Below are 26,990 nucleotides of genomic sequence, written 5' to 3'. Positions count from 1 at the left end.
CGGGGTGGGGGGGGCAGGCCGCGGGGGGCCCGCCGGGGGCCCCGGGGGGGGGGGGCTACCCCCGCGGGGCCCCCCCCCCCCCCCCGGGCGGCGCGCGGCCCGGGTGGCGACGTGTCCGGCGCGGCCGGCGTGGGGAGCGGTCAGTTGACGTAGACGGCGGCGCCCGCGTCGGTCACCGGGGCGTACTGTGCGGTGAAGTAGCCGTTGGCGAAGCACAGCGAGGAGCCGGACGCCTTGGCGAACTGCTGGTCGGTGAAGGTGATGCTGTTGGCGGCGTTGTCGGCCTTCCCGGTCAGGGCGGCCGCCCTGTAGACGCAGGTGACGCTGCCCAGCAGGGTGCGCAGCTTGACCGTGGCCTGGATGGCGGAGCCGCTGGGCGGGGTCACGGTGAGGGTGCCGTCGGAGGTGACCGTGGCCGCGTACGGCAGGTTGTCGATCGTGATGCCGCTGACGCCGAGCACACCGACGACGTTGCTGGTGCAACTGGCGCTGTCGAAGGTGTGCCCGGTCACCGACTCGGTCGCGGTGCCGGGTGCGGTGGGGTTGCCGGTGACGGTGGCGGTGAACGTCGACGAGGCGCAGGAGACTCCGCTGCTGCCGGACGCGCTGGAGGAGAAGGTGGCGGGGGTGCCGCTCGCCAGCGAGGCGGTGAGCACGTCGCCGACCGCGACGGGCGTGCCGCCGCGACCGCCTGTGGTGAGCACCGCGCCGTCCGCGGCGACGGCGGGGGCGATCGCGGAGAGCGAGAGCGCGGCGACGGCGGCCGCGAGGGTGAGGACGGGACGCGTACGCATGCGGGTACCTCGATTCTGTGTGGGGGGCGGGCGAGGTGCGGGGACGCCCTGAGGTGCGTGCGCAGGGAGAGCCGCGGGGGCGCGTGAAAGCCCTTGCGCGGGTGAATGGTGTGCGCGAAGGGCCGGCAGGCGGAACGGCTCCGGGAAGGCGCGCGGCGGGCCGCGCGGCGAAAGCGCCGTCACGGATCCGACGCCACGGATCCGGGGAGGCCACGCAGAGTTGTAAACCCGTTGTGTCGTCAACGTCAAGGCATGGAGGGGGAGTTGGCCGAGTCGGCCGAAGTGGCACGCCCTGCGCACGACCGAGGTGCCGAAGGTTCACCTTTCTTTCACAAGCGCCTTGACCCCGTCTGTAACCCCCGGTAACTTCCTCCGCACCTACTGCCGCGTAACCAGAAAGCCCTTGCACCGCGGGCAACCGCCTTCGGGCAGTGCGGCAGCCGCTGTCCGCGCCAGGGCAACGGGCCGCTGAACTCCGGACCGGCATTGACCATGCACACGGGAGCAGACATGGCCTCGTCCTCGGACCTCACACCGTCCGCCGACCCCACCCCCGAGACGCCCCAGCCCCAGCACCCCGGCGCGGACCGACGCGGCCGGGTGCGGCTGCGCCGCGCCGCCGTCATGGCGGTGCCCGCCACCCTGGTGGCGGCGGGCCTGGCGGTGCTCACCGCACAGGGCGCCCTGGGTGTTCAGTTCGCGATCTCCGGGATGCCCTTCACCGTCACGGCCACCGAGTTGAACGGCACCGGGTTCGAGCAGTTCGGCGCCCTGGACAACATGGCCGAGGACAGCCCCAACGCCGGCGACACCGGCGGCCAGGTACTGGTGGTGACCTCCGCGATCAAGAACGCGACGCTCACCAGGCTGTGCCAGAGCGTCGACCTGGGCGGCACCAACCTTCTGATCACCGCGGGCAGCGGCGACGAGAAGGTCCAGGCGACCGATCTGACGACGGACTCCACCGAGCTCTCGGGCGACGCCGCCTTCGACAACATCGAGATCGGCAACGACGCCAGTACGCTCACCAAGGCGGGCGTACAGGGCCCCAAGGGCGTCTTCAGCCAGCAGTCGGACACCGTGCGCATCGCCCACCTGCGGCAGACCAACTACGCGACGACGGCTGGCGTGTTCAAGCTGCCGGGCCTCAAGCTCCGGTTCAGCGGCACGGGTTGCTGAACCGATGACGGACGACGTACGCGCAGGGCAGGCGGGCCCGGGTGAGCCGCGACCGGGCCCGCGGGCCGCGTTCCGCCGCTGGCGGTTTCGCCGCCCCTTCTGGGGCGGGCTGCTGCTCACGCTGGGCGGGGCGGAGATCCTGCTCACCGAGAAGGCGTCGCTGAAGGTCGTGCTGCACATCGGCATGCAGGGTCTGGCCGGCTATCTGCTGCCCACCCTGATGGTGCTCTGCGGGCTGCTGACCCTCTTCAACCCCGCCCAGCGCCTGTTCTACTCCCTCACCGGCATCCTGCTGTCCCTGGGCACCTGGCTCACCTCCAACCTCGGCGGCTTCCTCCTCGGCCTCCTGCTGGGGGCGACGGGCAGCTGCCTGGCCTTCGGCTGGCTCCCGGACCAGGAGCCGCGCCGGGCCCGCGGGAAACGACGCGGCGAGGCCCGGACGGCCGGCACCTGATGGGACGTCAGGCCAGCCCGGCCGACTTCAGCCAGTCCTTGGCGACGTCGAGCGGGTCCTTCTTCTGGGCCTGCACCTGGGTGTCCAGGTCCAGCAGGGTGGCCGTGTCCAGCTTGGCGGAGACCGCGTTGAGCGCGCCGACGCCCTTCTGGGAGAGCTTGCCCTTGCGGACGAGCGGCTGGACGTTCTCGAAGCCGAAGAGGTTCTTCGGGTCCTTCAGGACCACGAACTTCGCCTCGGTGATGGTCGGATCGGTGGTGAAGATGTCCGCGACCTGCACGGTGTTCTTCTTCAGGGCCTGCTGGGTCAGCGGGCCGCCCGCGTCCAGGGCCTTGAAGGACTTGAACTGCAGTCCGTAGACCGTCTTCAGGCCGAGGAGGCCCTGCTGCCGGGTCTGGAACTCGGGCGAGCCGCCGAAGACGAGGTCCTTGGCGGCGTCCTTGAGGTCGGCGATGGAGGACTGCGCGGTGAGGTGGTACTTCTTCGCCGTCTCGGCGTTGACGGTGACCGAGTCCTTGCTCTGCGCGGAGGCGGGCTCGAGCAGCGTCAGGCCCGGGTCGAGCTTGCTGGTGATCGCCGCCGTCGTGGCCTCCGCCGTCTTCGGGGCGGCCTTCTTGTCGAGATAGGCCAGCAGCGCGCCGTTGTACTCGGGCAGGACGGTGATCGAGCCGTTCTTGAGCAGGCCGTACGTGGTCTCGCGGCTGCCGATGTTGGGCTTGTAGGTGACCTTGATGCCCTTGGCCTTCAGGGCCTCGCCGTAGATGTCGGCGAGCAGGATGCTCTCGGCGAAGTTGTTGGAGCCGACGACGACGCTGTCGCCGCTCGTGCCGCCGCCCGTGAGCGGGTTGTCGGACGTGTCGTCCGAGGACGACGAACACCCGGTGACGAGTGCCGCCACGGTGACGAGCGCGGCGGCGGCCGCACCGGTGAGCCTCATGCTGGACCTGGGGTTCTTCGGGTGAGAAGTCACCTGTCCGATCCAATCCAGCCAGTTCTCGGTCAGTCAAGAGCCACCGGGTCACCGATTGGCTTCGATCCTCGGCGAGTTGTCGGGGCCGCCGCCGCACGTCCCGGATCAGCCGCTCCTGCGCACCCCGGGCGAGACCGTCCACCGCGCCACCGCCCAGAACACCGCGAGGGTCGCCAGTGCCAGCGCGGCGACCAGTGTGGCGCCGCCCACCACCTTCTCGTAGTCGCGCTGGTAGAGCCCGTCGATGATGTAGCGGCCCAGTCCGCCGATGCCGATGTACGCGGCGATGGTGGCCGTGGAGACGATCTGGATGGCGCCCGAGCGCAGGCCGCTGAGGATCAGCGGGAGCGCGACGGGCAGTTCGACCTTGAACAGGATCCGCGACTCCTGCATGCCCATGCCCCGGGCGGCGTCCACCGGCGAGGGGTCCACGGAACGCACCGACTCGTACGTGGTCACCAGGATCGGCGGCACGGCCAGCACCACCAGCGGCACCATGACGGGCACCAGGCCGAAGCCGAGCAGGATGGTCATCAGCACCAGCAGACCGAAGCTGGGCAGGGCCCGCCCGGCGGTCGCGACGAAGGCGAGGGCGTTGCCGCCGCGCCCGTAGTGCCCGGTGACCAGGCCGACGGGCAGCCCGATGGCGGCGGCGAGGGCGAGCGCGATCAGGCAGTACCGGATGTGCTGGATCAGCCGCGCGGGGATGCCGTCGTAGCCGTGCCAGTGGGCGCTGTCGCTGAAGAAGACATTGACGAAGTGCAGTACGTTCACCGGGCGGTGTCCTTAAGGGCGGGCACGGCCGGCTCGGGCCCTGCCTCGGCTGCGTCGGCGGCCCCGGCCGGTGCGCGGCGACGGGTGCCGTGCGGCATCCAGGGGGTGAGCAGGCGGCGCACGAGGACCAGGACCGCGTCGGCGAGGATGGCCAGGGCCGCCGTGGTGACCACGGAGTTCACCGCGAGCTCGGGCCGGTGGTAGATGTTGGCGTCGTTGAGCAGGTTGCCGAGCGCGCCCTGATTGCCGATCAGCATGCCCACGCTGACAAGGGAGATGCTCGACACGGTGGCCACCCGCAGTCCGGCGAAGATGGCGGGCACCGCGATCGGCAACTGCACCTGGACATAGCGCCGCAGGGGCCCGAAACCCATGGCGGTGGCGGCGGCGAGCGTCTCCTGCGGCACCGAGCGGACGCCGTCGACGATGGCCGGCACGAGCACGACCAGGCTGTAGACGGCGAGCGGGATCATCACGGTCACTTCGGTCTGGCCGGTGTAGTCGATCAGGACGACGAAGAAGGCCAGCGAGGGAATGGCGTAGAGGACGGTCGTCAGGCCCAGCACCGGCGGGTACAGCCAGCGGAAGCGCACGCACAGTTGCGCGAGCGGCAGGGAGACGAGCAGGCCGGCCAGGACCGGCAGCAGGGCCTCGCGCAGGTGCAGGCCGATCAGGCCGAGCCAGCTGTGCTGGAGGTCGCTCGGGAGGTCGAAGAAGCCGTTCATCCGGCGACCTCGGCGCCGGTGGCGGCATCGGCGTCACCGGGGGCGGTACCGTCGCCGTCGTCGTCGGCGCCGGTGGTGCGTCCGGCGTGGGCCGTGCGGATCGCCTCGCCGATGGCCTGCTGCGAGACGATGCCGACGGCGCGGCCGGTGCCGTCCACGGCGACGGCCCAGCCCGTCGGGGAGAGCACGGCGCAGTCCAGGGCGGCGCGCAGGGACTCCTCGCCCTGCCGGAAGGGCCGTCCGTGGGGCAGCAGCCGGGGCACGTCCACCGGTCCGGCGGCGAGCGCGGCCGGCTCGCTCCAGCCGAGGGGCCTGCCCTCGCGGTCGGTGACGAGGAGGTACGGCACGTCGTCCTCGGAGCGCGCGGCGGCCTCCTCGGCGGTGGTGTCGACGGTGACCATCGGGGCACGCCTCAGCTCCAGCCCGTCGGTGCCGAAGAAGGAGAGCCGGCGGATGCCTCGGTCGGTGCCGAGGAAGTCCTCCACGAAGGCGTCGGCGGGGGCGGTGAGCAGTTCGGCGGGCGGCGCGTACTGGGCGAGCCGGCCGCCGGTGCGCAGCACCGCGACCGTCGTGCCGAGCTTGATGGCCTCGTCGATGTCGTGGGTGACGAACACGATGGTCTTGCCCAGTTCGTCCTGGATGCGCAGGAGTTCGTCCTGAAGTCCCTTGCGGACCACCGGGTCGACGGCGGAGAACGGCTCGTCCATCAGCAGCACGGGCGGGTCCGCGGCGAGCGCCCGGGCCACGCCGACACGCTGCTGCTGTCCGCCCGACAGCTGGTAGGGGTAGCGCTTGGCCAGTGCGGAGTCCAGGCCGACGCGCTCCATCAGCTCCCGCGCCCGGGCGCGGGAGCTGCTCCTGCTCCAACCGAGCAGCCGGGGCACGGTGGCGATGTTGTCGACGATGGTGCGGTGCTGGAACAGCCCGGCGTTCTGGATGACGTAACCCATCGACCGCCGCAAGGAGTTGACGGGCTGTTCGCGGATGTCCACGCCGTCCAGGAGGATGCTGCCCTCGCTGGGCTCCACCATCCGGTTGATCATGCGCAGCGTGGTGGTCTTGCCGCAGCCGGAGGGTCCGACGAGGACGGTGATCGAGCGGTCCGGTATCTCCAGCGAGAGCCGGTCGACCGCGACCGTGCCGTCCGGATACCGCTTGGTGACTGTGTCTATGCGTATCAAACGCCGAACACCCTTCGGGTCTGGCAGAAGCTGCTCACTTTCGGCCACGGTCGCACGGGCCGTTGCGGAGCGAGTCTAGAGCCTCTGGTCCACACGCCTCGGGGTGCGGCGGGCCGGAAGCGCCCGGGCGGGGCGTCCCGTGAAGATCCGGCGGCAGCGGTGGACGGGACCCGACGAGAACGGGGCGGACCCGTGAAGGGGCCCGCCCAGGTCTCGGCTCAGTGGGCGCCCGGGCCTCCGCTGCCGAAGGATCCGCTGGTACCCGGGGCCCAGCGGTGCCGGTGCTGGTCCTCGCTGCGGCGGGTGCCGGCGCGATGGATCTCGTACGGCATGAGCCGCTGCCCTTCCTCGGGCTCCACCTCGTCCGGCTCGCGGATCTCGCTGATCTCCTCGACGGCTCCGGTGACCGGGAGGTGCGGCTGCTCGTGATCCTTGGGGCGGTCCGGTTCACGGCGCATCACGCCGATGCCCATGCTCACCGCCCACACGAGCGCGCATACGACCACCAGGCCACCGATGAAGGCTCCCAGAGTGGCCCACATGTGGGGCTCCACGGCCAGTTCGACGTAGGACGCTGTGACCATCTCTTTCACCCGCCTCTGCGGAGTTGCGGAGACACTGCGGCGGCGTCGGCGACGCCACCTGTGTCCCATATTGTCCCACCGCGTCAGGGCACCGCAAAGCGCCCTGACGCGGCCCCCGGCTCAGTCCTCGGCCGGTGCCAGCCGCAGCGAGACACTGTTGATGCAGTACCGCTGATCGGTGGGCGTGGGGTACCCCTCTCCCTCGAAGACATGCCCGAGGTGCGACCCGCAGCGGGCACACCGCACCTCGGTGCGCACCATCCCGTGGGACCGGTCCTCCAGGAGCTCCACGGCGTCGGTGTCCTTCGGATCGAAGAAGGACGGCCAGCCGCAGTGGGATTCGAACTTGGTGTCGGAAGTGAACAGGTCGGCACCGCAGGCCCGGCAGGAGTAGACGCCCTTGGTCTTGGTGTCCGTGTACTCACCGGTGAACGCGGGCTCCGTTCCGGCCTGACGCAGCACCGCGTACTCGGCCGGGGTCAGCTCCGCGCGCCACTGCTCGTCCGGCTTCTCGACGTCGTACGGCATGAGCCTCAGCCCCTCGCTTCAGTTCTCGTTCAGTCGGTCCAGGATGCGCGGGCCGAGGTCCGTGACATCGCCCGCTCCCATGGTCAGAACGAGATCGCCCGCCTTCGCCATTCCCGCGATCACGTCCGGCACCTCCACCTTGTCGTGGACGGCCGTGACGTCGGCGCCGGCGGCCCGGGACGCCTCGATGATCAGCTCGCTGGTGACGCCGGGGATCGGGTCCTCACGGGCGGGGTAGATGTCCAGGACCACGGAGGCGTCGGCGAGGGCGAGCGCCTGCCCCATCTCCTTGCCGAGCTCCTGGGTGCGGGAGAACAGGTGCGGCTGGAAGACGACCAGGATCCGGGCGTGGCCCGCGGCGCCGCGCATCGCCTCCAGGTCGGCGGTCATCTCGGTCGGGTGGTGGGCGTAGGAGTCGATCACCTGGACGCCGGCGGCCTCGCCCTTGAGCTGCAGTCGCCGCTTGACTCCGGTGTAGGCGGCCAGGGCGGGGGCCAGCTCGGCGGCCGGGATGCCGAGGGCCACGCCGGCGGCCAGCGCGGCGACGGCGTTGTGCGCGTAGTGCCGACCGGGTACGGAGACCGAGAAGGTGAGCGGGGCGCCGTCCAGCTCCACGGTGACCTCGCTCCGCAGGCCCTGCGGCACCACCGAGAGGATGCGCACGTCCGCGTCGGCCGACTCGCCGTACGTCACCGTCCGCACCGTGCCGGCGAGGCGCCCGGTCAGCTCGCGCGCGCCCTCGTGGTCGGCCGCGATCACCAGGGTGCCGCCGGGGACGATCTTCTGGGCGAAGGTCTCGAAGGACTCGTAGATCTCGTCCATCGAGGCGTAGTTGGCGTGGTGGTCCAGTTCCACGTTGAGGACGATGGCGACCTCGGGCGCGTACTTGTGGAAGCTGCGGTCCGATTCGTCGGCCTCGGCCACGAAGATGTCGCCCTCGCCGTGCAGCGCGTTGGAGCCGGGGGCGTCCAGGTCGCCGCCGATGGCGTAGGAGGGGTCCAGGCCCAGCTCGGAGAGGGAGACCGCCAGCATGGAGGTCGTGGTCGTCTTGCCGTGCGTACCGGCGACCGCGATCGGGCGCAGTCCCGTCATCAGGGCGGCCAGGGCGTCGGAGCGGTGGACGACCGGGATGCCGAGCTCGGTGGCGCGCGCCAGCTCGGGGTTGTCCTGGCGGATGGCGGAGGAGACGACGACACAGCTGGCGTCGTCGGCCAGGTGCTCGGCCGCGTGCCCGATGTGCACGGTGGCGCCCAGCGCGCGCAGCGCCTCGGCGGTCGCGGAGTCCTTGGCGTCACTGCCCGCGACCCGCGCGCCGCGCTGGGCGAGGATCTTGGCGATGCCCGACATCCCGGCGCCGCCGATGCCGATGAAGTGCGGTCGGTCCATGGCGGTAGGAAGGCCGGGTGCCATGCGCTTTTCTCCCAGGTGGTACGACTGCGGTACGACGGTGCGCGCACCCGGGTTCGGGGGCGCCGCCCAAGCCTATGCCTTGCTGTGCGAGAACAGCTTCAGGACCGGCACGCCGACCTTGTGGCGGGCCCGTGAGGCCCAGTCCCGGTGGAAGAACTCCTCCACGTAGTGCGGATCGGTCAGGACGATCACCTCGTCCGCGCCGACCTCCGCGACCAGGGACTTCAGGGCGTCCAGCGGATGGTCCTCCACCAGCCGGCCCTCGGCCTCGCCGCCCGCGCCGCGCAGCGCCTTGAGGGAGACCTCCAGGGCCCGCTCCCCCTCGCTCTTCGCCGCCGCGCCCTCGGGTGTCTCGCCCTCGCGCGCCGCTTCGTCGATCTCGCCGAGCGCGATGTCGTCGATGGCCCGCAGCAGCCGGTCGGCCTGCTCGCCACGCGGCTGGAGCAGCACGTGGAAGGAGACCGGCTCCTCACCGTGCAGGGTGGTGACGAACTCCACGTCAGCGGACGTCAGGGCCTTCTCGATCATCAATACGCTTGTGAACACCAGGCGCCCTTTCTGCTCCGAGAGCCGCGCCGCGCCGCCCTCTGCCTACGGCCGGGGAACGGACAAGTTCCCCAGCAGAAACCATCCTGCCTTGCGTCGGCGCCGGTTTCGCCGGAACTGAGTGCACCCACCATCAACAGAACGGAATTGTCACTTCCGGTTGCCGGCGGGCACCGAGGTGCACTTACCGGGGTGGCGCGGTGGTTCCGTCCGCCTGCCGGGCCTCGGGCCGGTCACGTCCGCCGGTACCGGCCGAACAGGAAGCCGTCCTCCTCCAGCAGCGAGGCCAGTGTGAAGCGGTGCGGGACGGAGACGGAGGGGCCGCCCGCGATGCGCTGGGCGTCCCCCGCGGTGAGCATCGGGGAGACGGTCAGGCACAGCTCGTCGAGCACGTCCGAGGCCACGAACTGGCCGAGCAGCCGCGGACCGCCCTCGGTGAGCAGGCGGGTGTGACCCAGCTCGGCCAGCGCCCGCATCGCGCGGGCCGGGTCGATGCCCATGCCGTCCCCCGCGATCACCACCCGGGCGCCCGCCTTCTCCGCGGCCGCGATCCGGTCCGGTGCCGCGGCGGCGCCCGTGAGGATCAGCGTGGGCACCAGGGGCGAGGTGAACAGCGGGAGCGTGAAGTCCAGCTCCAGGCTCGCGGTGACCACCGCGATCGCCGGGGCGGGCCCCTGTCCGGCAGCCTCCCGCACCGCCTCGGACTCCTTGCGCGCACGGGCCGGCCGGTACCCCTCCTGCCGCACTGTCTCGGCCCCGACCACCACCACGTCGGCCAGCGCCCGCAGCGTGCCGAAGATCCGCATGTCGGCGGCGCCGGAGATGGGCCGCGAACGGCCCTCGTGCTGGGCCGCCCCGTCCAGCGTGGACACCATGTTGGCCCGCAGCCACGGCGTGCGCCCCGCGGCCTCGGGCTCGGGGTAGGCGTAGGCCGCGGCCAGCTCGGCGAGAGTCCACTCGCGGTCCGCGGGGCCGTCCGGCGCGCCCGCGGCACCGGGCTCGCGGCCCTCGCCGGGGGCCTGGGCTGCTGTTTCGTCGGTCACAGGGAACAGGCGTCGCATGCCGTGCAGTGTTCCACGCGGCTTACCATGGGGAACCGTGTCGTCCTCCACTGCCGCCTCCGGCCTGACTCCCGTCACCGGCGCCGCCCCCGTGTCCCTGTGCGCCCGTGAGCCGCACGTCCCCGCGGACCGGCTGGTCGCCGAGATGGTGCCGCCGCCGCGCTTCGACGCGGTGCGCTTCGCGACGTACATCCCGGACGCGAACCAGCCCAGCCAGACGGAGGCCGTCCGGGTCCTGGAGGAGTTCGCCGCCGGACTCGGCGGGGCGCCCGCCGACGGGACCGTCCGGCGCGGCCTGTTCGGCTTCGGCAAGGGCAGGAGCAAGGCCGCCAGGACGCCCGCCGGGCCGCGCGGGGTCTACCTGGACGGCGGCTACGGCGTCGGCAAGACCCACCTGCTGGCCTCCCTGTGGCACGCCACCCCGGCCGAGCCCGCCCGCAAGGCGTTCGGCACGTTCGTGGAGCTGACCAACCTGGTCGGCGCGCTGGGCTTCCAGAAGACGGTCGAGACCCTGTCCGGGCACCGTCTGCTGTGCATCGACGAGTTCGAGCTGGACGACCCCGGCGACACCGTGCTGGTGTCCACCCTGCTCGGCCGGCTGGTCGACGCGGGCGTCGCCCTGGCCGCCACCTCCAACACGCTGCCGGGCAAGCTCGGCGAGGGCCGGTTCGCGGCCGTCGACTTCCTGCGCGAGATCCAGGGCCTGTCGGCGCACTTCCGCACGCAGCGCATCGACGGCGAGGACTACCGCCACCGCGGGCTGCCCGAGGCCCCGGCGCCGTACTCCGACGAGCAGGTGAAGAAGGCGGCGCACATCGCGCGGAACGCCTCGCTCGACGACTTCCCCGGGCTGCTGGAGCACCTGGCCCGGGTGCACCCCAGCCGCTACGGCGCGCTGACCGACGGCATCGGGGTCGTGTGCCTCACCGGTGTGCGGCCGGTGCCGGACCAGTCGACGGCACTGCGGCTGGTCGTCCTCGCGGACCGGCTCTACGACCGTGAGGTGCCGGTGCTGGCCTCCGGGCTGCCCTTCGACCGGCTGTTCAGCGAGGAGATGCTGAAGGGCGGCTACCGCAAGAAGTACTTCCGCGCGATATCCCGGCTGACCGCACTCGCCCGGGACGCCAAGGGGCTCGTCGACACCCCCTGACCGGCTCGGGGGCGCGGTCCTCGCCCACCGCCCCGCGAGCGCACGTCACGACCCGGTGACGGTCTCGCGTTCAGGGGCTCCGGGACGGTCTCACGGCCCTGGGACGGGGCATATGGTGGAAGAAGGCCCCTGAACGGGCGCACGGACGACTGGGCGAGGAGTCGTCATCATGCTTCAGGACCTATTGACCGCCGTGATCGCCGCGGGCTGCGCGGGTCTCGTGTACCTCTCGGCGGCGGCTCGGGTCGTCAAGCAGTACGAGCGCGGTGTGGTGCTGCGGCTCGGGCGGTTCGCCGGTGGCGTGCGCCCGCCCGGTTTCACGATGATCGTCCCGTTCGTGGACCGGCTGTACAAGGTCAACATGCAGATCGTCACGCTGCCGATCCCCGCCCAGGAGGGCATCACCCGGGACAACGTGACGGTGCGGGTGGACGCGGTCGTGTACTTCAAGGTCGTCGACGCGGCCAACGCGATCATCCAGGTGGAGGACTACCGGTTCGCGGTGTCCCAGATGGCACAGACGTCCCTGCGCTCGATCATCGGCAAGAGCGATCTCGACGACCTGCTGTCCAATCGCGAGAAGCTCAACCAGGGACTCGAGCTGATGATCGACAGCCCCGCCATCGGGTGGGGTGTGCAGATCGACCGTGTGGAGATCAAGGACGTCTCCCTGCCGGAGTCGATGAAGCGGTCCATGGCCCGGCAGGCGGAGGCGGACCGGGACCGGCGGGCCCGGATCATCAACGCCGACGCCGAGCTCCAGGCGTCCAGGAAGCTGGCCGAGGCGGCGCAGCAGATGGCGGACACGCCCTCCGCGCTCCAGCTGCGGCTGCTGCAGACGGTGACGGCGGTCGCCGCCGAGAAGAACTCCACGCTGGTCCTGCCCTTCCCGGTCGAGCTGCTGCGCTTCCTGGAGAAGGCTCCGGGCCAGCCCCAGGCGCCGTCGGCACCGGAGACTCCGAGGCCGCTCGGCCTCGGCACGCACCCGGAGACGGCCGCGGTGGACGCCTCCGCGCCGGCGGACTCCACCGAGGCCGAAGGCGCCGGCGAAGCCCACCCGGACGGCGAGCCCCAGCTCCCCGCCCCGGGCGGGGAACCCGAGCCCCCCTTGGACCCCGCCTCGATCGCGCCGGTCCGGGCGGCCGCCGACGCCGCCTCGACGAGGCCGCCCGAGCAGTGAGAAGGCGCCGCCGGACCGCCGGACCGCCGCGCGGCTGAGGCGCCCGCGCCGCTCGGCCCGTCCGGTCGCGCGTGGCTGAGGCGCCCGTACCGCTCAGCCGGTTCCCGTGTCCGCGGTCAGGCGGGTGCGGCCGGGGTACCCGGCCGGCATGAGCGAACAGAGAGACCAAGGGCCGCGGGAGCAGCCCGGCGGGCGACACGAGCAGCGGCGCGTCAGCGGTTCGTACTGGGTGGAAACGGCTCCGGGGCCGCCGCCTCGCCCCCCGCTCACGGAGGATCTGGACGTCGACGTGGTGGTGATCGGCGCGGGCGTGGCCGGGCTGAGCACCGCCTACGAGCTGACACGGGCCGGACTGGGCGTGGCGGTGCTGGAGGCGCGGCGGGTGGCGGAGGGCGTCACCGGGCACACCACCGCCAAGCTGACCGCGCTGCACACGCTCATCTACGACAAGCTGCGGCGCACCCGCGACGCGGAGGCGGCCCGGCTGTACGCGCGGTCGCAGTCCGAGGCGATCGAACGCGCCGAGGCGCTGGTGGACGAGCTGGGCATCGAGTGCGAGTGGGAGCCGCGCACCGCGTACACCTACGTCCGTGACCCGGGCCGGGTCGCGGAGCTGCGGGCCGAGGCGGAGGCCGCGCGGGAGGCGGGGCTGCCCGCGGCGTTCGTGACGGAGACCGGGCTGCCGTTCCCGGTGGCGGGCGCGGTCCGGGTGGCCGGGCAGGCGCAGTTCCATCCGCGCAAGTACCTGCTGGCCCTGACGGCGGACCTGGTGGAGCGCGGCGGCCGGGTCTACGAGGGCACCGTCGTACGCGGTCTGTCCGAGGGCGAGCCGTGCCGGGTGACGACCGCGACGGGCGCGACGGTGCGGGCCCGGAGCGTGGTGGTCGCCACCCATTACCCGATCTTCGACCGGGCGCTGCTGTTCGCCCGGCTCTCTCCGCGCCGGGAACTGGTCGTCGCGGGACCGATCGGGGCCGGCCGGGACCCCGAGGGCATGTACATCACCCCGGAGGAGGGCACCCGCTCGGTGCGTACCGCGCCCTACGGGCCGGACGGTGCGGACGGGCAGCGGCTGCTCGTGGTCACCGGAGAGCACTTCACGCCGGGCAGCGCCGGCACCGCGGACCGCTTCGACCGCCTGGCCGCCTGGGCACGGGAGCACTTCCCCGGTGTGGACCTGGTCCACTCCTGGGCCACCCAGGACATCGACCCCACCGACACGGTGCCGATGGTGGGGCCGCTGCACGCGGGCGCCCGCCACGCGTATGTGGCGACCGGCTTCGGCGGCTGGGGACTGAGCGGCGGCATGATGGCGGGACGGCTGCTCACGGCGCTGATCACCGGGCGAGACTGCGCGTGGCGGGAGCTGTACGACCCCCGCCGGGTGCGGACGGCGGTGCGCGAGGCGCCGGCGTTCCTCAGGACCCAGGCGGAGGTCGCCCGGCACTTCGTGGGCGACCGGCTGCGGCCCACGCCGCCCGTGGAGGCGATACCGCCGGGCGGAGGCGCCGTGGTCCGTCACGGCACCGACCGGTACGCCGTGCACCGCGACGACGAGGGCCACCTGCACGTGCTCTCCGCCCGCTGCACCCATCTGGGCTGTCTGGTCTCCTTCAACTCCGCCGAACGGGCCTGGGAGTGTCCGTGCCACGGCTCCCGTTTCGGCATCGACGGCCAGGTGCTGCAGGGTCCGGCGACCAAGCCGCTGGAGCGCAGGACGAGGTGACCGGCGGGCCCTGTACGGCACGGGGCCCCGGGCGGGTGACCGCACGGCCCAGCCGGCGTTCGTGCACGCGCAGCGCGGCCCCCACCACCGAGCGCGTCGTGCGCGCGGTCGTGCCGCGGCTGCGCCGGCAGGGATACCGCTTCGTCAAGGTGTCGGAGATGATCCGGGCGACGACCGCCCGTTCCTGACCGCACTCGATCATCCTTGACTGCTCCCGATCATCTTCGAACGTGCGGGACGGACCGGAGCGATCGTCGCCGTCCTAGGCTGATGTCATGAGCGAGGACGACGAGCGCCGTACCGGCGTCAACGGCGGTACCGGTGACGACAGCGGTGGGTACTGCCTGATCGACACGGCCAGGCCGCCGAAGGCCGACGGGCCGCCGTACGCAGAGTGCGTGCTGTGCCGCGAGCCGACCGAGTACCCGGAGTCGTACAAGGGGATCACTCTCTGCCCGGTCTGCGAGTGGCAGGAGGCGCAGCGCACGGCCTGCTCAGGGTGATCTGCGCGCGGTGAGCGCACGGCTCGCCGCGCTCGCCGCCGCCGCGAGGACCACCGCACCGGCCAGTGGGAGCAGCGGCAGCGGGACCCGGCCCGTCCCCGAACCGTGACCAGGCCGCTGACGGCCGCCCGCGCCGGGGAACCCGTCATCAGCGTCGACAGCAGCGCCGCCAGCAGCATCGCGGGCACCGCGCGGCCGGTCGAGCGCAGCACGGGCCGGTTCGTGACCGCACCGACGGCCGTCCCCAACAGGGCGCAGACGAGTGCGGCCAGCAGCCCCGACCCGCCCGCCGGCAGCAGCGGCACCCGGGTGCGGTGGTCGGCGGCGGCCGGCTCGCTGATCAGCGTGACCACGGCGATGGCGGCCGCGCCGAGGACCGCCGACGCCGCGAAGGCCACGAGCAGGCAGGCCAGGTGCGCCCGCGCGGGACCGGCCGCCGCCGCGACGCAGGTGCGGGCCGCGGCGGGCTCGCCGCCGGCACAGATCCGTACCAGCCAGGCGGCGACGGGCAGCAGGACGGCGGCCGCACAGGGTGCCGGGCCGGATCGCCAGGTCGACTCCGCGCAGGACCCAGGGGCCGCGCAGGCCGTAGCGGCGGCCGACGCCGTCCAGCCGGAGATCGTCTCGCATGGGGGTCATCCTCTCGCGCGCACGACGGTTGGCACACTTGAGGGCGTGACGTACGAGACTCCCGCTTCCGACAGCCCGTTCCGCACCGAGCCCGCGGCGCGCGACCTGGCCCCGCAGTTCGTGCTGCCGCTGGTCGTCCGGATCGAGCGGGCCGCTCCCCCGGCGCGTACCGACGCGCTGGAGACGGCGGCCCGCGCGGTACTGGTGCTGCTCGGCGACGAGCGGTCCCGGGGCGACGGCGAGTGGGCACGGGCCGTGCGGGACTGGCAGGACGCCCGGATCCGCAAGGTGGTGCGGCGGGCGCGCGGCGCCGAGTGGCGGCGGGCCGAGGCCCTGCCCGGCATCACGGTCACGGGGAAGACGGCGGAGGTACGGGTCTTCCCGCCCGTCCCGCTGGACGGCTGGCCCAAGGACCTGGCGAAGCTCCAGGTCTCCGGCACCGACCTCGACGACCCGGAGCCGCCGGCCCGCGCCGACCCGGGCACCCCGGTGCTGTGGCTCAACCCGGATCTGGAGATGTCCGCCGGCAAGGCGATGGCGCAGGCCGGTCACGGCGCCCAGCTCGCCTGGTGGGAGCTGACGGACGAACAGCGCGCCGACTGGCAGGGCGCCGGTTTCCCGCTCGCCGTCCGCACCGCCGACCCCGTCCACTGGCACGAGCTCACCGCCGGCGGCCTCCCCCTGGTCCGCGACGCGGGCTTCACGGAGATCGCCCCCGGCTCCTGCACGGTGATCGCGGACCACCCGGCGCTGCGATCCCGGTGAGGAAGCGCGCCGCACCCGACACCGCCGGAGCGTGGTGAGCGCCCGGGGCCCGGCCTTCGCGCATGCGGCCTCCCGGTGACAGGATCGGTGTTATGAACACCACTACGGACTGGGCGTACCGGGTGTTCGAGCCGCACGGCTCCGAGGGCTGGCGGCCCTACGGCGACGCCGAGCGGTGGCGCGGTGCGATCACCGCCTCCGACTCGTCGGAGGGCGCCAGGTTCGCCATCGGCCAGATCGTGGCCGACCTGATGAGCGAGTGGGAGAGGACCGGCCTGCACCACGCGATGCACGTGCGGGTCTTCGTCTGGCACGTCGAGGAGGGTGACCTGGACGACGCGGACTTCATCGTGGAGATCCGGCCGCGGTCGGACTTCGACGCCGCGTGACGGTCGACGTCCGGCACGGCGTCGCCCGCCTCTCGCCTTCCGGGCGAAGCTCAAATGTTCCTCTGAAGGTGCGGGTCGCGCGGTTCGCGGCCGGGGGCTCGGGCCATACCCCCGTCACCGAGGAAGTGAGGGGGGACGGGCGACGATGGAGCGGCTGGGGACGGGGATCGGGTGGCGGCCGGAGATCGCGGACGCCGTGGAGCGCATGCCGGGCGTCGACTGGGTCGAGGTGGTGGCCGAGAACGTGTGCCCCGGGCATCCGCCGGAGTCGCTGCTGCGCCTGCGGGCCCGCGGGGTGACCCTCGTGCCGCACGGGGTCTCGCTCGGCCTCGGCGGGGCGGAGCGGCCCGACGGGGAACGGCTGAAAGCTCTTGCCGAGCGGGCGGAGATCCTCGGCGCGCCGCTGGTGACGGAGCACATCGCGTTCGTCCGGGCGGGCGGCCCGCTGACCGCCTCGGACCCGCTGGAGGCGGGCCATCTGCTGCCGGTGCCGCGCACCCGTGACACCCTCGACGTGCTGTGCGAGAACGTCAGGATCGCGCAGGAGGCGCTGCCCGTGCCGCTCGCCGTGGAGAACATCGCGGCGCTGCTGTCGTGGCCTGGCGAGGAGCTGACCGAGGGGCAGTTTCTGTACGAACTGGCCGACCGCACCGGTGTACGTCTGCTGATCGACGTCGCCAACCTCCACACGAACCACGTCAACCAGGGTGAGGACCCGGCCAAGGCGCTGGCCGAACTTCCGCTGGAAGCGATCGCGTACGTCCATGTGGCGGGCGGCTACGAGCGGGACGGGGTCTGGCACGACAGTCACGCCCACCCCGTTCCGCGGCCGGTCCTGGACGTCCTGACCGACCTCGCCTCCCGGGTGTCGCCGCCCGGCGTGCTGCTGGAGCGGGACGAGAACTTCCCCGAACCGGGCGAGCTGGAGCGGGAGCTGGCTGCGATCCGGGAGGCCGTGGAGCTGGGCCGGACGTCCGCCGCACCGTCCTCCGTCGGCGCCCGCCCCGCCCCGCCCCGGACGTCCGCGCCCTCGTCCGCCGCCGGCCTGCCGGTGGCGCCGACGGCCGGCACCGGTCCCGCGCGCCAGCGGCTCGCGCTCGCGCAGACCGCACTGCTGTCCGCCCTGGTCGCCGGGACGCCCGCCCCGGAGGGGTTCGACCGCGTACGGCTCGGCGTCCAGGCGCGGGCGCTGGCGGCCAAGCGGGCCGGTGTCGTGGGCAGGATCGCCCCCGAGCTGCCCGTGATCCTCGGTGACGGGTACCGGGCCGCGTTCCTCGCCTACGCGCAGCGGCATCCCCTGCGCGGTGGCTATCGGCGGGACGCGATGGACTTCGTGGAGTCCCTGCTCCTGGACGGCCGTCCCTCGGACGACGGCGTCCGGCGCGAGCTGCGGGAGTGGTGGCTGGACCGGTCGGGACCGGCCCCGCGGTCCTCCGGGCCGGCGACTCGCGCGGCCCGGGCGGCACGGCGGGTGCTGCTGCGGCGGTGACGGTCGCGGTGGCGGTGTGTGCGGTTCAACAGTGCGGGGGGCTGGGGAGCTTCGTGCCGGGGTTTGCGCAGTTTGTCAGCCTGAGCGTCGCGCCGCTTCACCGCCCTTTGTCCGCATATGCCACTTACAGGCGCTTCCTCCCGGCCCGTCGGCCGTCGCGCCCGTCGCAGTAACATGCCAAGCCGTCACACCCACCTCGAAGCGCACTGACGTGCGGTGCCGCGACAGGAGGCACCCATGCGACCGCGACCCCCCGTGCAGGGCCGAGGCCTTTTCAGCGGGACCGGCGTCATCCTCTCGGTCCTGGCCGGGACCGTGCTGGCCCTGCTCGTCCCGCTCTGGTCGTACGCCCACCGGCCGGCCGCGCCCGCCGACCTGCTGAGCGCCCGGACCGTGGCGACGCAGTACGGGCCGCTGTCCGAGCTGGACCGGAACTTCCTGACGAAGGTGCGGCTCGCCGGCCTGTGGGAGCTGCCCGCCGGTCAGCAGGCGGAGGAGAAGGGCACCACCGACGCCGTACGGACGGCGGGCCGGCACCTCGTGGAGGGACACACCTTCCTCGACCGCCGGGTGCGCGACGTGGCCGCCCAGCTCGGTCTGACGCTGCCCAACGAGCCGACGGCGCAGCAGAGGCAGTGGCTCCAGACCCTGAGCGCGGCGCAGGGCGAGGACTACGACCGCAGGTTCGCCGGCATCCTGCGGCTCGCGCACGGCAAGGTCTTCTCGCTCGTCGCCGAGGTGCGGGCGAGCACGCAGAACTCGCTCGTGCGCGACCTCGCCGACGACGCCAACACGACGGTGCTGGACCACATCAAGGTCCTGGAGGCCACGGGGTACGTCGACTTCGCCGCCCTCGCCCGCGACCTTGCCGCGAGCGGCGACCCCGCCACCGCCGACCCCTCCGGCACCGCCGTGCCGGGCGTCGGGCCGGGCGAGGTGGTCCCGGTCACCCCGTCCGGAGCGCCGGGATCGCCGACGTACGCCCTGCCGCCCGCCGCCTCCAGCCCGCCCCCGGCCGCTTCGACCCGGACACCCTGACCTCGCCCAACAAACGGAACGTCACATACCGGCCACACTGCGTCCGGAATGTGAACAGGGCATGGAGTTTCCCAGACCTCTGGCATAGAAACGCGTCATGTTCTGGGTCCTTCTCCTGCTGCTGGCCTGGGCCGTCGCCGGTGCGGCGTGTGCCCGGCTGTGCCTGGCCGCCGTACGCGCGGCGGCCGTCGAGACGCACGACACGGCCGCGGGCCGGGGACACGAGCTGACCCTGTACGAGGCGGCTTTTCTGTCGGGTGGTCCCGCGCGCGTCGCCGAGGTGACGCTCGTCTCCATGGCGCGTCAGCGCCGGCTGTGGCTCGCCCACACCGGCTGGGCCACGGTCGTGGATCCGCACGGCCGGGACGAGATCGAACGGTCTGTCATAGGGGCCATCGGCCCGGAGGGGCAGTCCCGGATCGCCCCCGTACGGACGGCCGCGGCCGCCGCGGACTCGGTGCGCCACCTGGCCGACCGGCTGGTCAGCGCGGGGCTGGCCGTGCCCGAGGGCACGGCGTCGACGGTCGCCGCCGGCATCCGCCAGGTGCGGGGCGCCGCGCTGGCCGTCCTCGCGCTGGGCGCGGCCGCGCTGCTGCTGCCCGGTCCGACCGGGATGCCACGTGATCTGGTCGCCCTTTGGTTCGCGCTGCCGCTCGCGCTCACCCTGAGCTGTCTGGGCATAGCCCGCGTCGAGACCCGCCCCTGCTCGCGCTGGGCGTCCCCGGCCGGGCAGCGGCTGCTCGACGCGCTGGCCCGGCGCGCGAAGGGGCCCGGCGACGAGCGCGCCTACCTGGCCTCCGTGGCCGTGCGCGGCATCCGCGCGATCGGCGAACCCGAGTTGCGCGCGGCCTTCGCCCACCGCGACCAGCCCTGGCGGGAGTGACCGCCCCGACGAGCCGCCGGCCGGCCCCGGTGGGGAGAGGCCGGCGGACCGGACCCGAACGGTCAGCGGCGATCAGCCATGATCAGGCGAGGCCCGCGACCAGGTCCGCGATGTCCTTGCGGCGACCCGTGAAGAACGGGACCTCCTCGCGGACGTGCATCCGCGCCTCCGCGCCCCGCAGATGCCGCATGAGGTCGACGATGCGGTACAGCTCGTCGGCCTCGAAGGCGAGCAGCCACTCGTAGTCGCCCAGGGAGAAGGACGCGACCGTGTTCGCGCGCACGTCCGGGTAGTCCCGGGCCATCTTGCCGTGGTCGGCGAGCATCCGGCGGCGGTCCTCGTCGGGCAGCAGGTACCACTCGTAGGAGCGTACGAACGGGTAGACGCTGACGTAGTTGCGCGGCGTCTCGTCGGCGAGGAACGCCGGGATGTGCGAGCGGTTGAACTCGGCCGGGCGGTGCAGCGCCATGTTCGACCACACCGGCTCCAGCGCGCGACCCAGCCGGGTGCGACGGAAGAGGTTGTACGCCTCCTGGAGCTGGTCGGCGGTCTCCGCGTGCCACCAGATCATGAGGTCGGCGTCGGCGCGCAGGCCGGAGACGTCGTACGTGCCACGGATGGTCACGTCCTTGGCGGCGAGCTGGTCGAACAGCTCCTGGACCTCGTCGGCGTAGCCCGCACGGTCCTCGGGGAGGACGTCCTTCAGCTTGAAGACGGACCACAGCGTGTAACGGATGACCTCGTTGAGGTCCTTGGCCAGCTTGCCCTTGTTCGGGATCCTGGCGGGCTCGGTGGTGGGAGCATCGTCACTCATGGTCCCTATTCTCCCGCTCCGCCGTGCAGACTCTGCACCGGGTGGGCGGTGAGCTCCTGCACAGTCCGCAGGTCGCCCCGCAACTGGTCCACGGCCGCCTCGGCGCTCGCGATGCAGGCCGGGATGCCCACGCCGTCGTAGGCCGCGCCGCACACCGCGAGGCCCGGGAGCTTGCCGACGTGCTCGCGGATGCGGACCACGCGCGCGTGGTGCCCGACGGGGTACTGGGGTAGGCCGTCGGTCCAGCGGGTGACCCGGGTCTGGAGCGGCGCGGCCGCCAGGCCGGTGGCCTCCCGCAGGTCGCGCCGGGAGACGTCCACGAGTTCGGCGTCCTCCCGTCCCAGGATCTCCGTCTCGCCGTGGCGGCCGACCGAGGTGCGCAGCACCATCACGTCCGGGTCGTCGTCGGCGATCCATCCCCACTTGCGGGAGGCGAAGGTCGAGGCCTTGATGGTGCGCCCGTCGACAGGCGGCACCAGGAAGCCGCTGCCCTCGGGGAGCCGCTCGGCGTCGGCACGACGGTAGGCGAGGGTGATCAGGGCCATCGAGGCGTACTCGACGGCCCGCAGCTCCGCCGCGGCCGCCGGGGACTCGGCACGCAGCAGCTCGGCGGCGGCCGGCGCGGGCGTGGCGACCACCACGGCGTCCGCGTGCAGCACCCGGTCCCCGGCCGCCACCCGCCAGGCCGCCGGCGCCCCGGGCGCGGTCGGTGCCTGCCGGCGTAGCTCGGTCACGGGGGTCCCGGTCAGGATCTCGCCGCCGCGTGCCCGCACCGATTCGGCCACGGCGAGCGGGAGCCGGCCCACTCCGCCCTCGATGCCCATGAAGACCGGGCCGGTCTGCCGCGCCCCGGCCGTCCGGGCCTGGATCTCGCGGACGGCCTCGGTGAGCGAGTCGTGCGTCCGCGCGGCCTCGAAGAGCTGCGGGACGGCCGAGCGCATCGAGATGCGGTACGCGTCGCCCGCGTAGACCCCGCCGAGCAGCGGCTCGACCAGGCGGTCGACGACCTCGCGGCCCAGGCGCGACGCCACGTACTCTCCGACGGCCACGTCGTCGCCGACCTCGGTGCGGGGCAGGTCGGCGTCGCGTTCGATGCGCGCCAGGCCCTCCTCGGAGAGCAGTCCGGCGAGCGCGGCGGCAGTGCCGGGGACGCCCATCACATGGCCCTTGGGCATGGGGCGCAGAGCGCCGCGGGTCCAGATCGAGGCGCTCGCGGTGGCCGGCGGCTGCAGCCGGTCCGCCAGGCCCGCCTCGCGCGCGAGGGTCACGGCCTCGGGGCGGCGGGCCAGCATCGACTCGGCGCCCAGGTCGACGCGCACACCCGCGATCTCGCCGGGCAGCAGCTTGCCGCCGACGCGGCCGGCCGCCTCCAGCACGGTCACCCGCGCCCCGCGCTCCAGCAGCCGGTGCGCGGCGGCCAGCCCCGCGATCCCCGCTCCGATGACGACGACATGGCCCATGTCCCTGCCCGTTGCGCTCATGTCCTCCACTTTCTCAGACCCGTTCGGCACCGCCGCGACGCCCCTGGGACCAGGGACGGTTCGCGGCGCGCGGCCGGCCGTGCCCGCCCCCGCGCCCGGCCGTGATCGCCCCTCGTCCGGACCGGTGGCCGTCGCGAGTCCCGACCGTGACCGCATCGGAACCGTTTTCGGCCAACGTCCCGCAGGGGCCGGGCGTCGAAGAGACGTCCATGTCCACGTCACCGTCGCCTTCACGACGAGCCTGGGGGTACACCGCATGCGCGCACGACGATTCCCGCGCCCGACCGACCGGCATCACGAGCGGCGTCCTGTCGGGCGTTCCGCCCGGCCCGCGTCCGCCCTGGCCGCTCTGCTGCTCGCGGCGGCGCTGGCGGTCGCCGGGTGCAGCGCGGGGGGCGGCTCGGATCACGCCGGGAAGACCGCGGCCGACAGCGCCGCCGGGGGCGAGGCCCAGCGCGGCGCCTCGGGCCGCGGTGGCGGTACGGCCTCCGGTGCGAAGGCCACCGCCCCGCCGAAGCTCACCAGCCACATCGTCCGCACCGCCTCGCTGACCGTGGAGGTCAAGGACGTGCCCGCGGCGCTCGAGGCGGCCCGTACGGCCACCGAGAGCGCGGGCGGCTACGTCGGCGACGAGAACACGAGCCGGGACGAGGAGGGGCACGAACGGACCCGCGTCGTGCTGCGCGTGCCCGCCGACCGGTACGACGAGGTTCTCACCGATCTGCAGGGCACCGGCAAGCTCGTCTCGCGCACCGTCCAGGCCCAGGACGTCACCGACCAGGTCGTCGACGTCGACAGCCGCATCAAGTCGCAGCGTGCCAGCGTGGCCCGGGTCCGCGACCTGATGGACCAGGCGAGCGACCTGAGCGACGTGGTGAGCCTGGAGAGCGAGTTGAGCCGCCGCGAGGCCGACCTGGAGTCGCTGCTCGCCCAGCAGGCGTCCCTGAAGGACCGTACGAGCCTGGCCACCATCACCCTGTCGCTGTCCGAGACGCCGGTGCGGAAGAAGCCCGCCACGCACGACGAGCCGGGCTTCGCGGACGCGCTGAGCGGCGGCTGGCACGTGTTCGTCACCGTGGTCCGCTGGATCGCCCTCGCCCTCGGCGCGGTCCTCCCGTTCGCCGTCACGGCGGCGCTGGTCGTCCTGCTGTGGCTGCGGGTCGTACGGCCCCGGCTGCCGCGCCGTACGGCCGGTGGGTCGGCTACGGCCGACGCGGCGCCCGCGACGACCGCGCTCGGCCCGCTGCCCGCGGCCCGGCCCGTCCCCCCGCAGGGCGAGCGTCCGGCCCCGGGCGGCGAGGGCGGCGCGCGGGACTGACGTCCGTCGCGGGCCGGGACAGCCCTTTAGCGTTGTTCGCATGGACATGAACGGCGCGAGGGATGACAGGGCCGGGCGCGGGGCGCGGGAACGGCTGGTCGTGATCGGCGGCGACGCCGCGGGCATGTCCGCGGCGTCGCAGGCGCGACGGCTGCGCGGACCCGGGGAGCTGGAGATCGTGGCGTTCGAGCGAGGCCACTTCGCCTCGTTCTCGGCCTGCGGCATCCCCTACTGGGTGGGCGGCGACGTCGACGAGCGGGACCGGCTGATCGCCCGTACCCCCGAGGAGCACCGCGCCCGGGACATCGATCTGCGGATGCGTACCGAGGTGACGGAGATCGACGTGGCCGCGGGCCGGGTCCGCGCGCGGGAGGTCGATTCCGGCGCCGAGTACTGGACGCCCTACGACAAACTCGTGATCGCCACCGGGGCGCGGCCGATCCGCCCCCCGATGCCCGGCGCCGATGCGCCGGGGGTGCACGGCGTGCAGACCCTGGACGACGGGCAGGCGCTGCTCGACAGCCTGGGCCGCGAGCGGGGTCGCAGGGCCGTCGTGGTCGGTGCCGGCTACATCGGCGTGGAGATGGCCGAGGCCCTCATCAACCGCGGTTACGAGGTGACGGTCGTCAACCGCGGCACCGAGCCCATGTCCACTCTCGACCCGGACATGGGCCGCCTGGTGCACGAGGCCATGGTGGGCCTCGGCATCACCATGGTCGGCGAGGCCGAGGTGACCAAGGTGCTCACCGGTGAGGACGGCCGTGTCCGGGCGGTGGCCACCCAGGACGCCGAGTATCCGGCGGACGTGGTGGTGCTGGGCATCGGCGTACGCCCCGAGACGGGGCCCGCGCGGGCGGCCGGGCTGCCGGTCGGCACCCACGGCGGGCTGCTCACCGATCTGGCGATGCGGGTGCGCGGGCACGAGAACATCTGGGCGGGCGGCGACTGCGTCGAGGTTCTCGACCTGGTCCTGGGACAGCAGCGCTACGTGCCGCTGGGCACCCACGCCAACAAGCACGGCCAAATCATCGGCACCAACGTCGGCGGCGGCTACGCCACGTTCCCCGGCGTGGTCGGCACCGCGGTGAGCAAGGTGTGCGACCTGGAGATCGCGCGTACCGGACTGCGCGAGAAGGACGCCCACCGGGTCGGGCTGCAGTTCGAGACGGTCACGATCGAGTCGACGAGCCGCGCCGGCTACTACCCGGGCGCCTCCCCCATGACGGTGAAGATGCTCGCCGAACGCCGTACCGGGCGTCTCCTGGGCGTGCAGATCGTGGGCCGGGAAGGCGCGGCGAAGCGGGTGGACGTCGCGGCGGTCGCCCTGACGGCGGGCATGACGGTGGAGCAGATGACGGCGCTGGACCTGGGGTACGCGCCGCCGTTCTCACCGGTCTGGGACCCGGTGCTGGTGGCCGCCAGGAAGGCCGCGGTCAAGGTCCGCGCCGGCGCGCGCTGAGCACCGCGCCGGTACCGTCGCCCGCGGCCGGCCGCGACCCGCCGTCCGCTCCGGACCGCCATCCGATCCGGGGCTATGCCGTGCTGCCGTTGAGTCGGGGCAGCGACGAGACGGAGCCGCTGCCGGCCGCCGCCGTGGCGTGCTGTTCCCCGCCCGGCCGGGCGTGCGCGGCCGGTGGACGGGTGGAGCGCAGCCGGTGGCTGACGGCCTCGTCGAGCGTCACCGGCCGCTGTGCCTGGGCCGCCAGCCGCCCGGCCTCCTGACCGAGCCGGGCGACGTCCTCCCACGGCAGCCGCACCACCAGGGAGAGCTCGGCCTCGCCGTCGGGCAGTGCGTGCATCGCAGGGGTTCCTCGGTCGCTCATCGCCTGCTCCTCGCCTCTTCGTGTCGCCGTGTCCGCGCGCGGCCGCGGGTCGCCGCGCCGCCTCGTGTCAGGGGGTCATACGGACCGGCGGACGGCGGCGTTCACCGATTCACCGGGCGCATCGGGGGCAGTACTTCTCTGTGGTCATCCCCGTCCATGATCTGAACCCGGTGCGGCGCACCCCTTGGGTGACGTACGCCCTGATCGCCGCGAACGTCGTCGTGTTCCTGCGCACACCGGGCGTCTCCGGTTCCGTCACGGGCGGCGGCACACTGGCCCAGCTGTGCCATCTGGAGGCGTTCACGCAGCACTACGCCCTGGTGCCGCGCGAGCTGATCCATCACTGGATGCCGTCGCTGGTGCCGACCGGCCAGGTCGGGGTGGGCCTGCACGGGCCGGGCTGTGTGCTGGGCCCGCCGGCGTACGACAAGTCGGCCGAGCTGTCGGTGTTCACGTCGATGTTCCTGCACGGCAGTTGGGTGCATCTGCTGGGCAACATGCTGTTCCTGCTGATCTTCGGCAACAACATCGAGGACCGCATGGGCCATGTGCGGTACCTGCTGTTCTACGTGGCCTGCGGCTACGCGGCCGGGTACGGCTTCGCGCTGCTCGACGCCGACTCCGGCCGGCCGCTGATCGGCGCGTCGGGGGCGATCGCGGGCGTCCTCGGCGCGTATCTCGTGCTGTATCCACGGGTCAGGGTCTGGATCCTGGTCCCGTTCCTGCTCTTCCTGCCCTTGCGGCTGCCCGCCTGGATCGTCCTGGGTTTCTGGTTCGTGCTCCAGGCGCTGTACTCCACCGGCCAGGGCGTCTCCAGCGCCGGCACCGTGGCGTACGTGGCCCACGTGTTCGGCTTCGTCGCGGGCATGCTGATCGCGCTGCCGCTGCGTCCCGGCACCCCACCGCCGCCGCAGCCACAGGGACCGATGTTCGGAAAGCGGGCCCGTCCGGGCTGGTGACACGAGGGCCCGGGGCGCTGCCCGGACGCGGACGGCGGGGCGGGCCGCGACGGCGGTCGCGGTCGCGGTGACGATCCTGTCCCGGCCGCCCGGCCCTGTCCACAGCACCCGACCGGTGCGGGTAGCCGCCCGGGAACCGATCGGGAACCGGATCGGCGACAGTGATGCGTGCCGAGGGCACATCTGACGGCTCCCGGCCCGCGACCGACCGAACCGACCAGCGGGACGTCGCGAGGCGCGGGCTCGTCCGTCGGCGCTCGTTCCAACCGGGGGACGGTTACAGGTTTCGGCGCAAGCGCCTCAGGCGTGACCGTGGACACAGCGACTGAAGGGACATCCCATGGGAAATCTGGCCGTTCGCACCGCCCTGCTGATGCTGGGTCTCACCGCGCTGACGGGGCTCGTCGTCACGGAGTCGAGCGCGGCGCCGGCCGCACCGGCGGCCACCGGGTCCCACAAGGTCCTCGCTTCCGACGCCGGACCCAACTTCATAAAGAGTTGACGTGCTCCCTGGCCTGAAGTCCAGGGCTTCCGGCCTGGATCGTCTGACCCTTCCGGGGGCTTCCTGCTTCACCACGCTGTGCGGGCACGGGTGCCCGTCTTACCGGCGCTCCACAGGCGTTTGGCGTCTCCGCC

At 73.1% G+C, this 26,990-nt stretch carries 29 protein-coding genes and 1 pseudogene; 16 read left to right on the top strand and 14 right to left on the bottom strand.

Annotation, left to right across the window (positions count from 1 at the left end):
• Window positions 1-140: 140 nt before the first annotated feature.
• Window positions 141-794 carry a Tat pathway signal sequence domain protein gene (locus tag ACWDUZ_RS36780; RefSeq protein WP_451636184.1) on the bottom strand — a complete coding sequence of 218 codons (654 nt, stop codon included), beginning with the start codon at window positions 792-794 and terminating at the stop codon, window positions 141-143.
• A 510-nt stretch (window positions 795-1,304) separates the two neighbouring features.
• Between ACWDUZ_RS36780 and ACWDUZ_RS36775 the strand changes: the two genes are divergently transcribed.
• Complete coding sequence (locus tag ACWDUZ_RS36775; RefSeq protein WP_451636183.1) at window positions 1,305-1,973, top strand: DUF6230 family protein; 669 nt, start codon at window positions 1,305-1,307, stop codon at window positions 1,971-1,973.
• Window positions 1,974-1,977: 4 nt separating this feature from the next.
• Complete coding sequence (locus ACWDUZ_RS36770) at window positions 1,978-2,427, top strand: DUF6114 domain-containing protein (RefSeq protein ID WP_451636182.1); 450 nt, start codon at window positions 1,978-1,980, stop codon at window positions 2,425-2,427.
• A gap of 7 nt (window positions 2,428-2,434) precedes the next feature.
• Here the strand turns inward: ACWDUZ_RS36770 and ACWDUZ_RS36765 are convergent, their stop codons facing one another.
• From ACWDUZ_RS36765 to ACWDUZ_RS36725, 9 genes are all read right to left on the bottom strand, one after another.
• The gene (locus ACWDUZ_RS36765; protein WP_451636181.1) at window positions 2,435-3,397 is read right to left on the bottom strand and encodes an ABC transporter substrate-binding protein; all 963 of its coding nucleotides are present in this window, start codon (window positions 3,395-3,397) and stop codon (window positions 2,435-2,437) included.
• A gap of 105 nt (window positions 3,398-3,502) precedes the next feature.
• Window positions 3,503-4,171: an ABC transporter permease gene (locus ACWDUZ_RS36760; protein WP_451636180.1), complete on the bottom strand. Its 669-nt coding sequence runs from the start codon at window positions 4,169-4,171 to the stop codon at window positions 3,503-3,505.
• The gene (locus ACWDUZ_RS36755; RefSeq protein ID WP_451636179.1) at window positions 4,168-4,896 is read right to left on the bottom strand and encodes an ABC transporter permease; all 729 of its coding nucleotides are present in this window, start codon (window positions 4,894-4,896) and stop codon (window positions 4,168-4,170) included. The genes ACWDUZ_RS36760 and ACWDUZ_RS36755 overlap by 4 nt, the downstream gene beginning before the upstream one ends.
• On the bottom strand, window positions 4,893-6,077 hold the full coding sequence (locus tag ACWDUZ_RS36750) for an ABC transporter ATP-binding protein (protein ID WP_451636178.1): 1,185 nt from the start codon (window positions 6,075-6,077) through the stop codon (window positions 4,893-4,895). The genes ACWDUZ_RS36755 and ACWDUZ_RS36750 overlap by 4 nt, the downstream gene beginning before the upstream one ends.
• Window positions 6,078-6,295: 218 nt before the next feature.
• Complete coding sequence (locus ACWDUZ_RS36745; RefSeq protein WP_451636177.1) at window positions 6,296-6,661, bottom strand: DUF6479 family protein; 366 nt, start codon at window positions 6,659-6,661, stop codon at window positions 6,296-6,298.
• A gap of 120 nt (window positions 6,662-6,781) precedes the next feature.
• The gene (gene msrB / locus ACWDUZ_RS36740) at window positions 6,782-7,189 is read right to left on the bottom strand and encodes a peptide-methionine (R)-S-oxide reductase MsrB (RefSeq protein ID WP_451636176.1); all 408 of its coding nucleotides are present in this window, start codon (window positions 7,187-7,189) and stop codon (window positions 6,782-6,784) included.
• Between the two features lie 18 nt (window positions 7,190-7,207).
• A complete protein-coding gene (gene murC / locus ACWDUZ_RS36735) occupies window positions 7,208-8,599 on the bottom strand; it encodes a UDP-N-acetylmuramate--L-alanine ligase (RefSeq protein ID WP_451636175.1) in 1,392 nt (463 codons plus the stop codon).
• Between the two features lie 72 nt (window positions 8,600-8,671).
• Window positions 8,672-9,145: an indole-3-glycerol phosphate synthase gene (locus tag ACWDUZ_RS36730; RefSeq protein ID WP_451636174.1), complete on the bottom strand. Its 474-nt coding sequence runs from the start codon at window positions 9,143-9,145 to the stop codon at window positions 8,672-8,674.
• A 233-nt stretch (window positions 9,146-9,378) separates the two neighbouring features.
• Window positions 9,379-10,206: a pyrimidine reductase family protein gene (locus ACWDUZ_RS36725; protein ID WP_451636173.1), complete on the bottom strand. Its 828-nt coding sequence runs from the start codon at window positions 10,204-10,206 to the stop codon at window positions 9,379-9,381.
• 37 nt (window positions 10,207-10,243) lie between these two features.
• Between ACWDUZ_RS36725 and zapE the strand changes: the two genes are divergently transcribed.
• The 5 genes from zapE to ACWDUZ_RS36700 all read left to right on the top strand — a co-directional run bounded on the left by zapE (window position 10,244) and on the right by ACWDUZ_RS36700 (window position 14,765).
• Window positions 10,244-11,356 carry a cell division protein ZapE gene (gene zapE / locus ACWDUZ_RS36720; RefSeq protein ID WP_451636172.1) on the top strand — a complete coding sequence of 371 codons (1,113 nt, stop codon included), beginning with the start codon at window positions 10,244-10,246 and terminating at the stop codon, window positions 11,354-11,356.
• A 169-nt stretch (window positions 11,357-11,525) separates the two neighbouring features.
• Complete coding sequence (locus tag ACWDUZ_RS36715) at window positions 11,526-12,536, top strand: slipin family protein (protein WP_451636171.1); 1,011 nt, start codon at window positions 11,526-11,528, stop codon at window positions 12,534-12,536.
• A 148-nt stretch (window positions 12,537-12,684) separates the two neighbouring features.
• A complete protein-coding gene (locus tag ACWDUZ_RS36710) occupies window positions 12,685-14,262 on the top strand; it encodes an FAD-dependent oxidoreductase (RefSeq protein WP_451636170.1) in 1,578 nt (525 codons plus the stop codon).
• A gap of 35 nt (window positions 14,263-14,297) precedes the next feature.
• Window positions 14,298-14,450 carry a hypothetical protein gene (locus ACWDUZ_RS36705; RefSeq protein ID WP_451636169.1) on the top strand — a complete coding sequence of 51 codons (153 nt, stop codon included), beginning with the start codon at window positions 14,298-14,300 and terminating at the stop codon, window positions 14,448-14,450.
• A gap of 87 nt (window positions 14,451-14,537) precedes the next feature.
• Complete coding sequence (locus ACWDUZ_RS36700) at window positions 14,538-14,765, top strand: hypothetical protein (protein WP_451636168.1); 228 nt, start codon at window positions 14,538-14,540, stop codon at window positions 14,763-14,765.
• On the opposite strand, the pseudogene ACWDUZ_RS36695 reads toward ACWDUZ_RS36700, so the two are convergent.
• Window positions 14,757-15,292: pseudogene (locus ACWDUZ_RS36695) on the bottom strand (ABC transporter); the annotation flags it as partial. The gene ACWDUZ_RS36700 and the pseudogene ACWDUZ_RS36695 sit on opposite strands and share 9 nt — an antisense overlap.
• Before the next feature lie 148 nt (window positions 15,293-15,440).
• Between ACWDUZ_RS36695 and ACWDUZ_RS36690 the strand changes: the two are divergent.
• The 5 genes from ACWDUZ_RS36690 (at window position 15,441) to ACWDUZ_RS36670 (ending at window position 19,959) form a co-directional block, all read left to right on the top strand.
• Window positions 15,441-16,160, top strand: coding sequence for an aminoacyl-tRNA hydrolase (locus ACWDUZ_RS36690; RefSeq protein ID WP_451636167.1), 720 nt, complete (start codon window positions 15,441-15,443; stop codon window positions 16,158-16,160).
• A gap of 92 nt (window positions 16,161-16,252) precedes the next feature.
• Complete coding sequence (locus ACWDUZ_RS36685) at window positions 16,253-16,549, top strand: hypothetical protein (protein WP_451636166.1); 297 nt, start codon at window positions 16,253-16,255, stop codon at window positions 16,547-16,549.
• Window positions 16,550-16,694: 145 nt separating this feature from the next.
• Complete coding sequence (locus ACWDUZ_RS36680; protein ID WP_451636165.1) at window positions 16,695-18,038, top strand: DUF692 domain-containing protein; 1,344 nt, start codon at window positions 16,695-16,697, stop codon at window positions 18,036-18,038.
• 237 nt (window positions 18,039-18,275) lie between these two features.
• Window positions 18,276-19,076, top strand: a complete 801-nt coding sequence (locus ACWDUZ_RS36675) for a DUF4142 domain-containing protein (protein ID WP_451636164.1) — start codon at window positions 18,276-18,278, stop codon at window positions 19,074-19,076.
• A gap of 97 nt (window positions 19,077-19,173) precedes the next feature.
• Window positions 19,174-19,959, top strand: a complete 786-nt coding sequence (locus tag ACWDUZ_RS36670; RefSeq protein ID WP_451636163.1) for a TIGR04222 domain-containing membrane protein — start codon at window positions 19,174-19,176, stop codon at window positions 19,957-19,959.
• Between the two features lie 82 nt (window positions 19,960-20,041).
• Here the strand turns inward: ACWDUZ_RS36670 and hemQ are convergent, their stop codons facing one another.
• Entirely contained in the window at window positions 20,042-20,773 is a 732-nt protein-coding gene (gene hemQ / locus ACWDUZ_RS36665; protein ID WP_451636162.1) for a hydrogen peroxide-dependent heme synthase, read from the bottom strand.
• 5 nt (window positions 20,774-20,778) lie between these two features.
• Window positions 20,779-22,254 (bottom strand): protoporphyrinogen oxidase, encoded by a 1,476-nt coding sequence (gene hemG / locus ACWDUZ_RS36660; RefSeq protein WP_451636161.1) that lies wholly within the window; start codon window positions 22,252-22,254, stop codon window positions 20,779-20,781.
• 256 nt (window positions 22,255-22,510) lie between these two features.
• Here hemG and ACWDUZ_RS36655 point away from each other — a divergent pair, with 256 nt between their 5' ends.
• The gene (locus ACWDUZ_RS36655; RefSeq protein WP_451636160.1) at window positions 22,511-23,572 is read left to right on the top strand and encodes a DUF4349 domain-containing protein; all 1,062 of its coding nucleotides are present in this window, start codon (window positions 22,511-22,513) and stop codon (window positions 23,570-23,572) included.
• A 40-nt stretch (window positions 23,573-23,612) separates the two neighbouring features.
• Entirely contained in the window at window positions 23,613-25,031 is a 1,419-nt protein-coding gene (locus ACWDUZ_RS36650; protein WP_451636159.1) for an FAD-dependent oxidoreductase, read from the top strand.
• 73 nt (window positions 25,032-25,104) lie between these two features.
• Here the strand turns inward: ACWDUZ_RS36650 and ACWDUZ_RS36645 are convergent, their stop codons facing one another.
• Window positions 25,105-25,395, bottom strand: coding sequence for a hypothetical protein (locus ACWDUZ_RS36645; RefSeq protein ID WP_451636158.1), 291 nt, complete (start codon window positions 25,393-25,395; stop codon window positions 25,105-25,107).
• Window positions 25,396-25,535: 140 nt separating this feature from the next.
• Here ACWDUZ_RS36645 and ACWDUZ_RS36640 point away from each other — a divergent pair, with 140 nt between their 5' ends.
• Together ACWDUZ_RS36640 and ACWDUZ_RS36635 are read left to right on the top strand one after the other, a co-directional pair.
• A complete protein-coding gene (locus ACWDUZ_RS36640) occupies window positions 25,536-26,354 on the top strand; it encodes a rhomboid family intramembrane serine protease (protein ID WP_451636157.1) in 819 nt (272 codons plus the stop codon).
• Window positions 26,355-26,694: 340 nt separating this feature from the next.
• Window positions 26,695-26,856, top strand: coding sequence for a hypothetical protein (locus tag ACWDUZ_RS36635; RefSeq protein WP_451636156.1), 162 nt, complete (start codon window positions 26,695-26,697; stop codon window positions 26,854-26,856).
• Window positions 26,857-26,990 lie beyond the last annotated feature (134 nt).

It is taken from the genome of Streptomyces sp. NPDC003393, from assembly GCF_053589015.1.
Note: the sequence above shows the minus strand (reverse complement) of the source record. Positions and strands in the feature narration are given on the sequence as shown.

Bases quoted from the DNA above. Each gene is read 5' to 3' on its own strand.
- ACWDUZ_RS36770 (WP_451636182.1), top strand. From the start codon at position 1,978: ATGACGGACGACGTACGCGCAGGGCAGGCGGGCCCGGGTGAGCCGCGA.
- ACWDUZ_RS36685 (WP_451636166.1), top strand. From the start codon at position 16,253: ATGAACACCACTACGGACTGGGCGTACCGGGTGTTCGAGCCGCACGGC.
- ACWDUZ_RS36715 (WP_451636171.1), top strand. From the start codon at position 11,526: ATGCTTCAGGACCTATTGACCGCCGTGATCGCCGCGGGCTGCGCGGGT.
- ACWDUZ_RS36725 (WP_451636173.1), bottom strand. From the start codon at position 10,206: ATGCGACGCCTGTTCCCTGTGACCGACGAAACAGCAGCCCAGGCCCCC.
- ACWDUZ_RS36700 (WP_451636168.1), top strand. From the start codon at position 14,538: ATGAGCGAGGACGACGAGCGCCGTACCGGCGTCAACGGCGGTACCGGT.
- ACWDUZ_RS36745 (WP_451636177.1), bottom strand. From the start codon at position 6,661: ATGGTCACAGCGTCCTACGTCGAACTGGCCGTGGAGCCCCACATGTGG.
- ACWDUZ_RS36650 (WP_451636159.1), top strand. From the start codon at position 23,613: ATGGACATGAACGGCGCGAGGGATGACAGGGCCGGGCGCGGGGCGCGG.
- ACWDUZ_RS36675 (WP_451636164.1), top strand. From the start codon at position 18,276: ATGCGACCGCGACCCCCCGTGCAGGGCCGAGGCCTTTTCAGCGGGACC.
- hemG (WP_451636161.1), bottom strand. From the start codon at position 22,254: ATGAGCGCAACGGGCAGGGACATGGGCCATGTCGTCGTCATCGGAGCG.
- ACWDUZ_RS36755 (WP_451636179.1), bottom strand. From the start codon at position 4,896: ATGAACGGCTTCTTCGACCTCCCGAGCGACCTCCAGCACAGCTGGCTC.
- ACWDUZ_RS36635 (WP_451636156.1), top strand. From the start codon at position 26,695: ATGGGAAATCTGGCCGTTCGCACCGCCCTGCTGATGCTGGGTCTCACC.
- ACWDUZ_RS36645 (WP_451636158.1), bottom strand. From the start codon at position 25,395: ATGAGCGACCGAGGAACCCCTGCGATGCACGCACTGCCCGACGGCGAG.
- msrB (WP_451636176.1), bottom strand. From the start codon at position 7,189: ATGCCGTACGACGTCGAGAAGCCGGACGAGCAGTGGCGCGCGGAGCTG.
- ACWDUZ_RS36710 (WP_451636170.1), top strand. From the start codon at position 12,685: ATGAGCGAACAGAGAGACCAAGGGCCGCGGGAGCAGCCCGGCGGGCGA.
- ACWDUZ_RS36775 (WP_451636183.1), top strand. From the start codon at position 1,305: ATGGCCTCGTCCTCGGACCTCACACCGTCCGCCGACCCCACCCCCGAG.
- ACWDUZ_RS36655 (WP_451636160.1), top strand. From the start codon at position 22,511: ATGCGCGCACGACGATTCCCGCGCCCGACCGACCGGCATCACGAGCGG.
- ACWDUZ_RS36680 (WP_451636165.1), top strand. From the start codon at position 16,695: ATGGAGCGGCTGGGGACGGGGATCGGGTGGCGGCCGGAGATCGCGGAC.
- murC (WP_451636175.1), bottom strand. From the start codon at position 8,599: ATGGCACCCGGCCTTCCTACCGCCATGGACCGACCGCACTTCATCGGC.
- hemQ (WP_451636162.1), bottom strand. From the start codon at position 20,773: ATGAGTGACGATGCTCCCACCACCGAGCCCGCCAGGATCCCGAACAAG.
- ACWDUZ_RS36780 (WP_451636184.1), bottom strand. From the start codon at position 794: ATGCGTACGCGTCCCGTCCTCACCCTCGCGGCCGCCGTCGCCGCGCTC.
- ACWDUZ_RS36670 (WP_451636163.1), top strand. From the start codon at position 19,174: ATGTTCTGGGTCCTTCTCCTGCTGCTGGCCTGGGCCGTCGCCGGTGCG.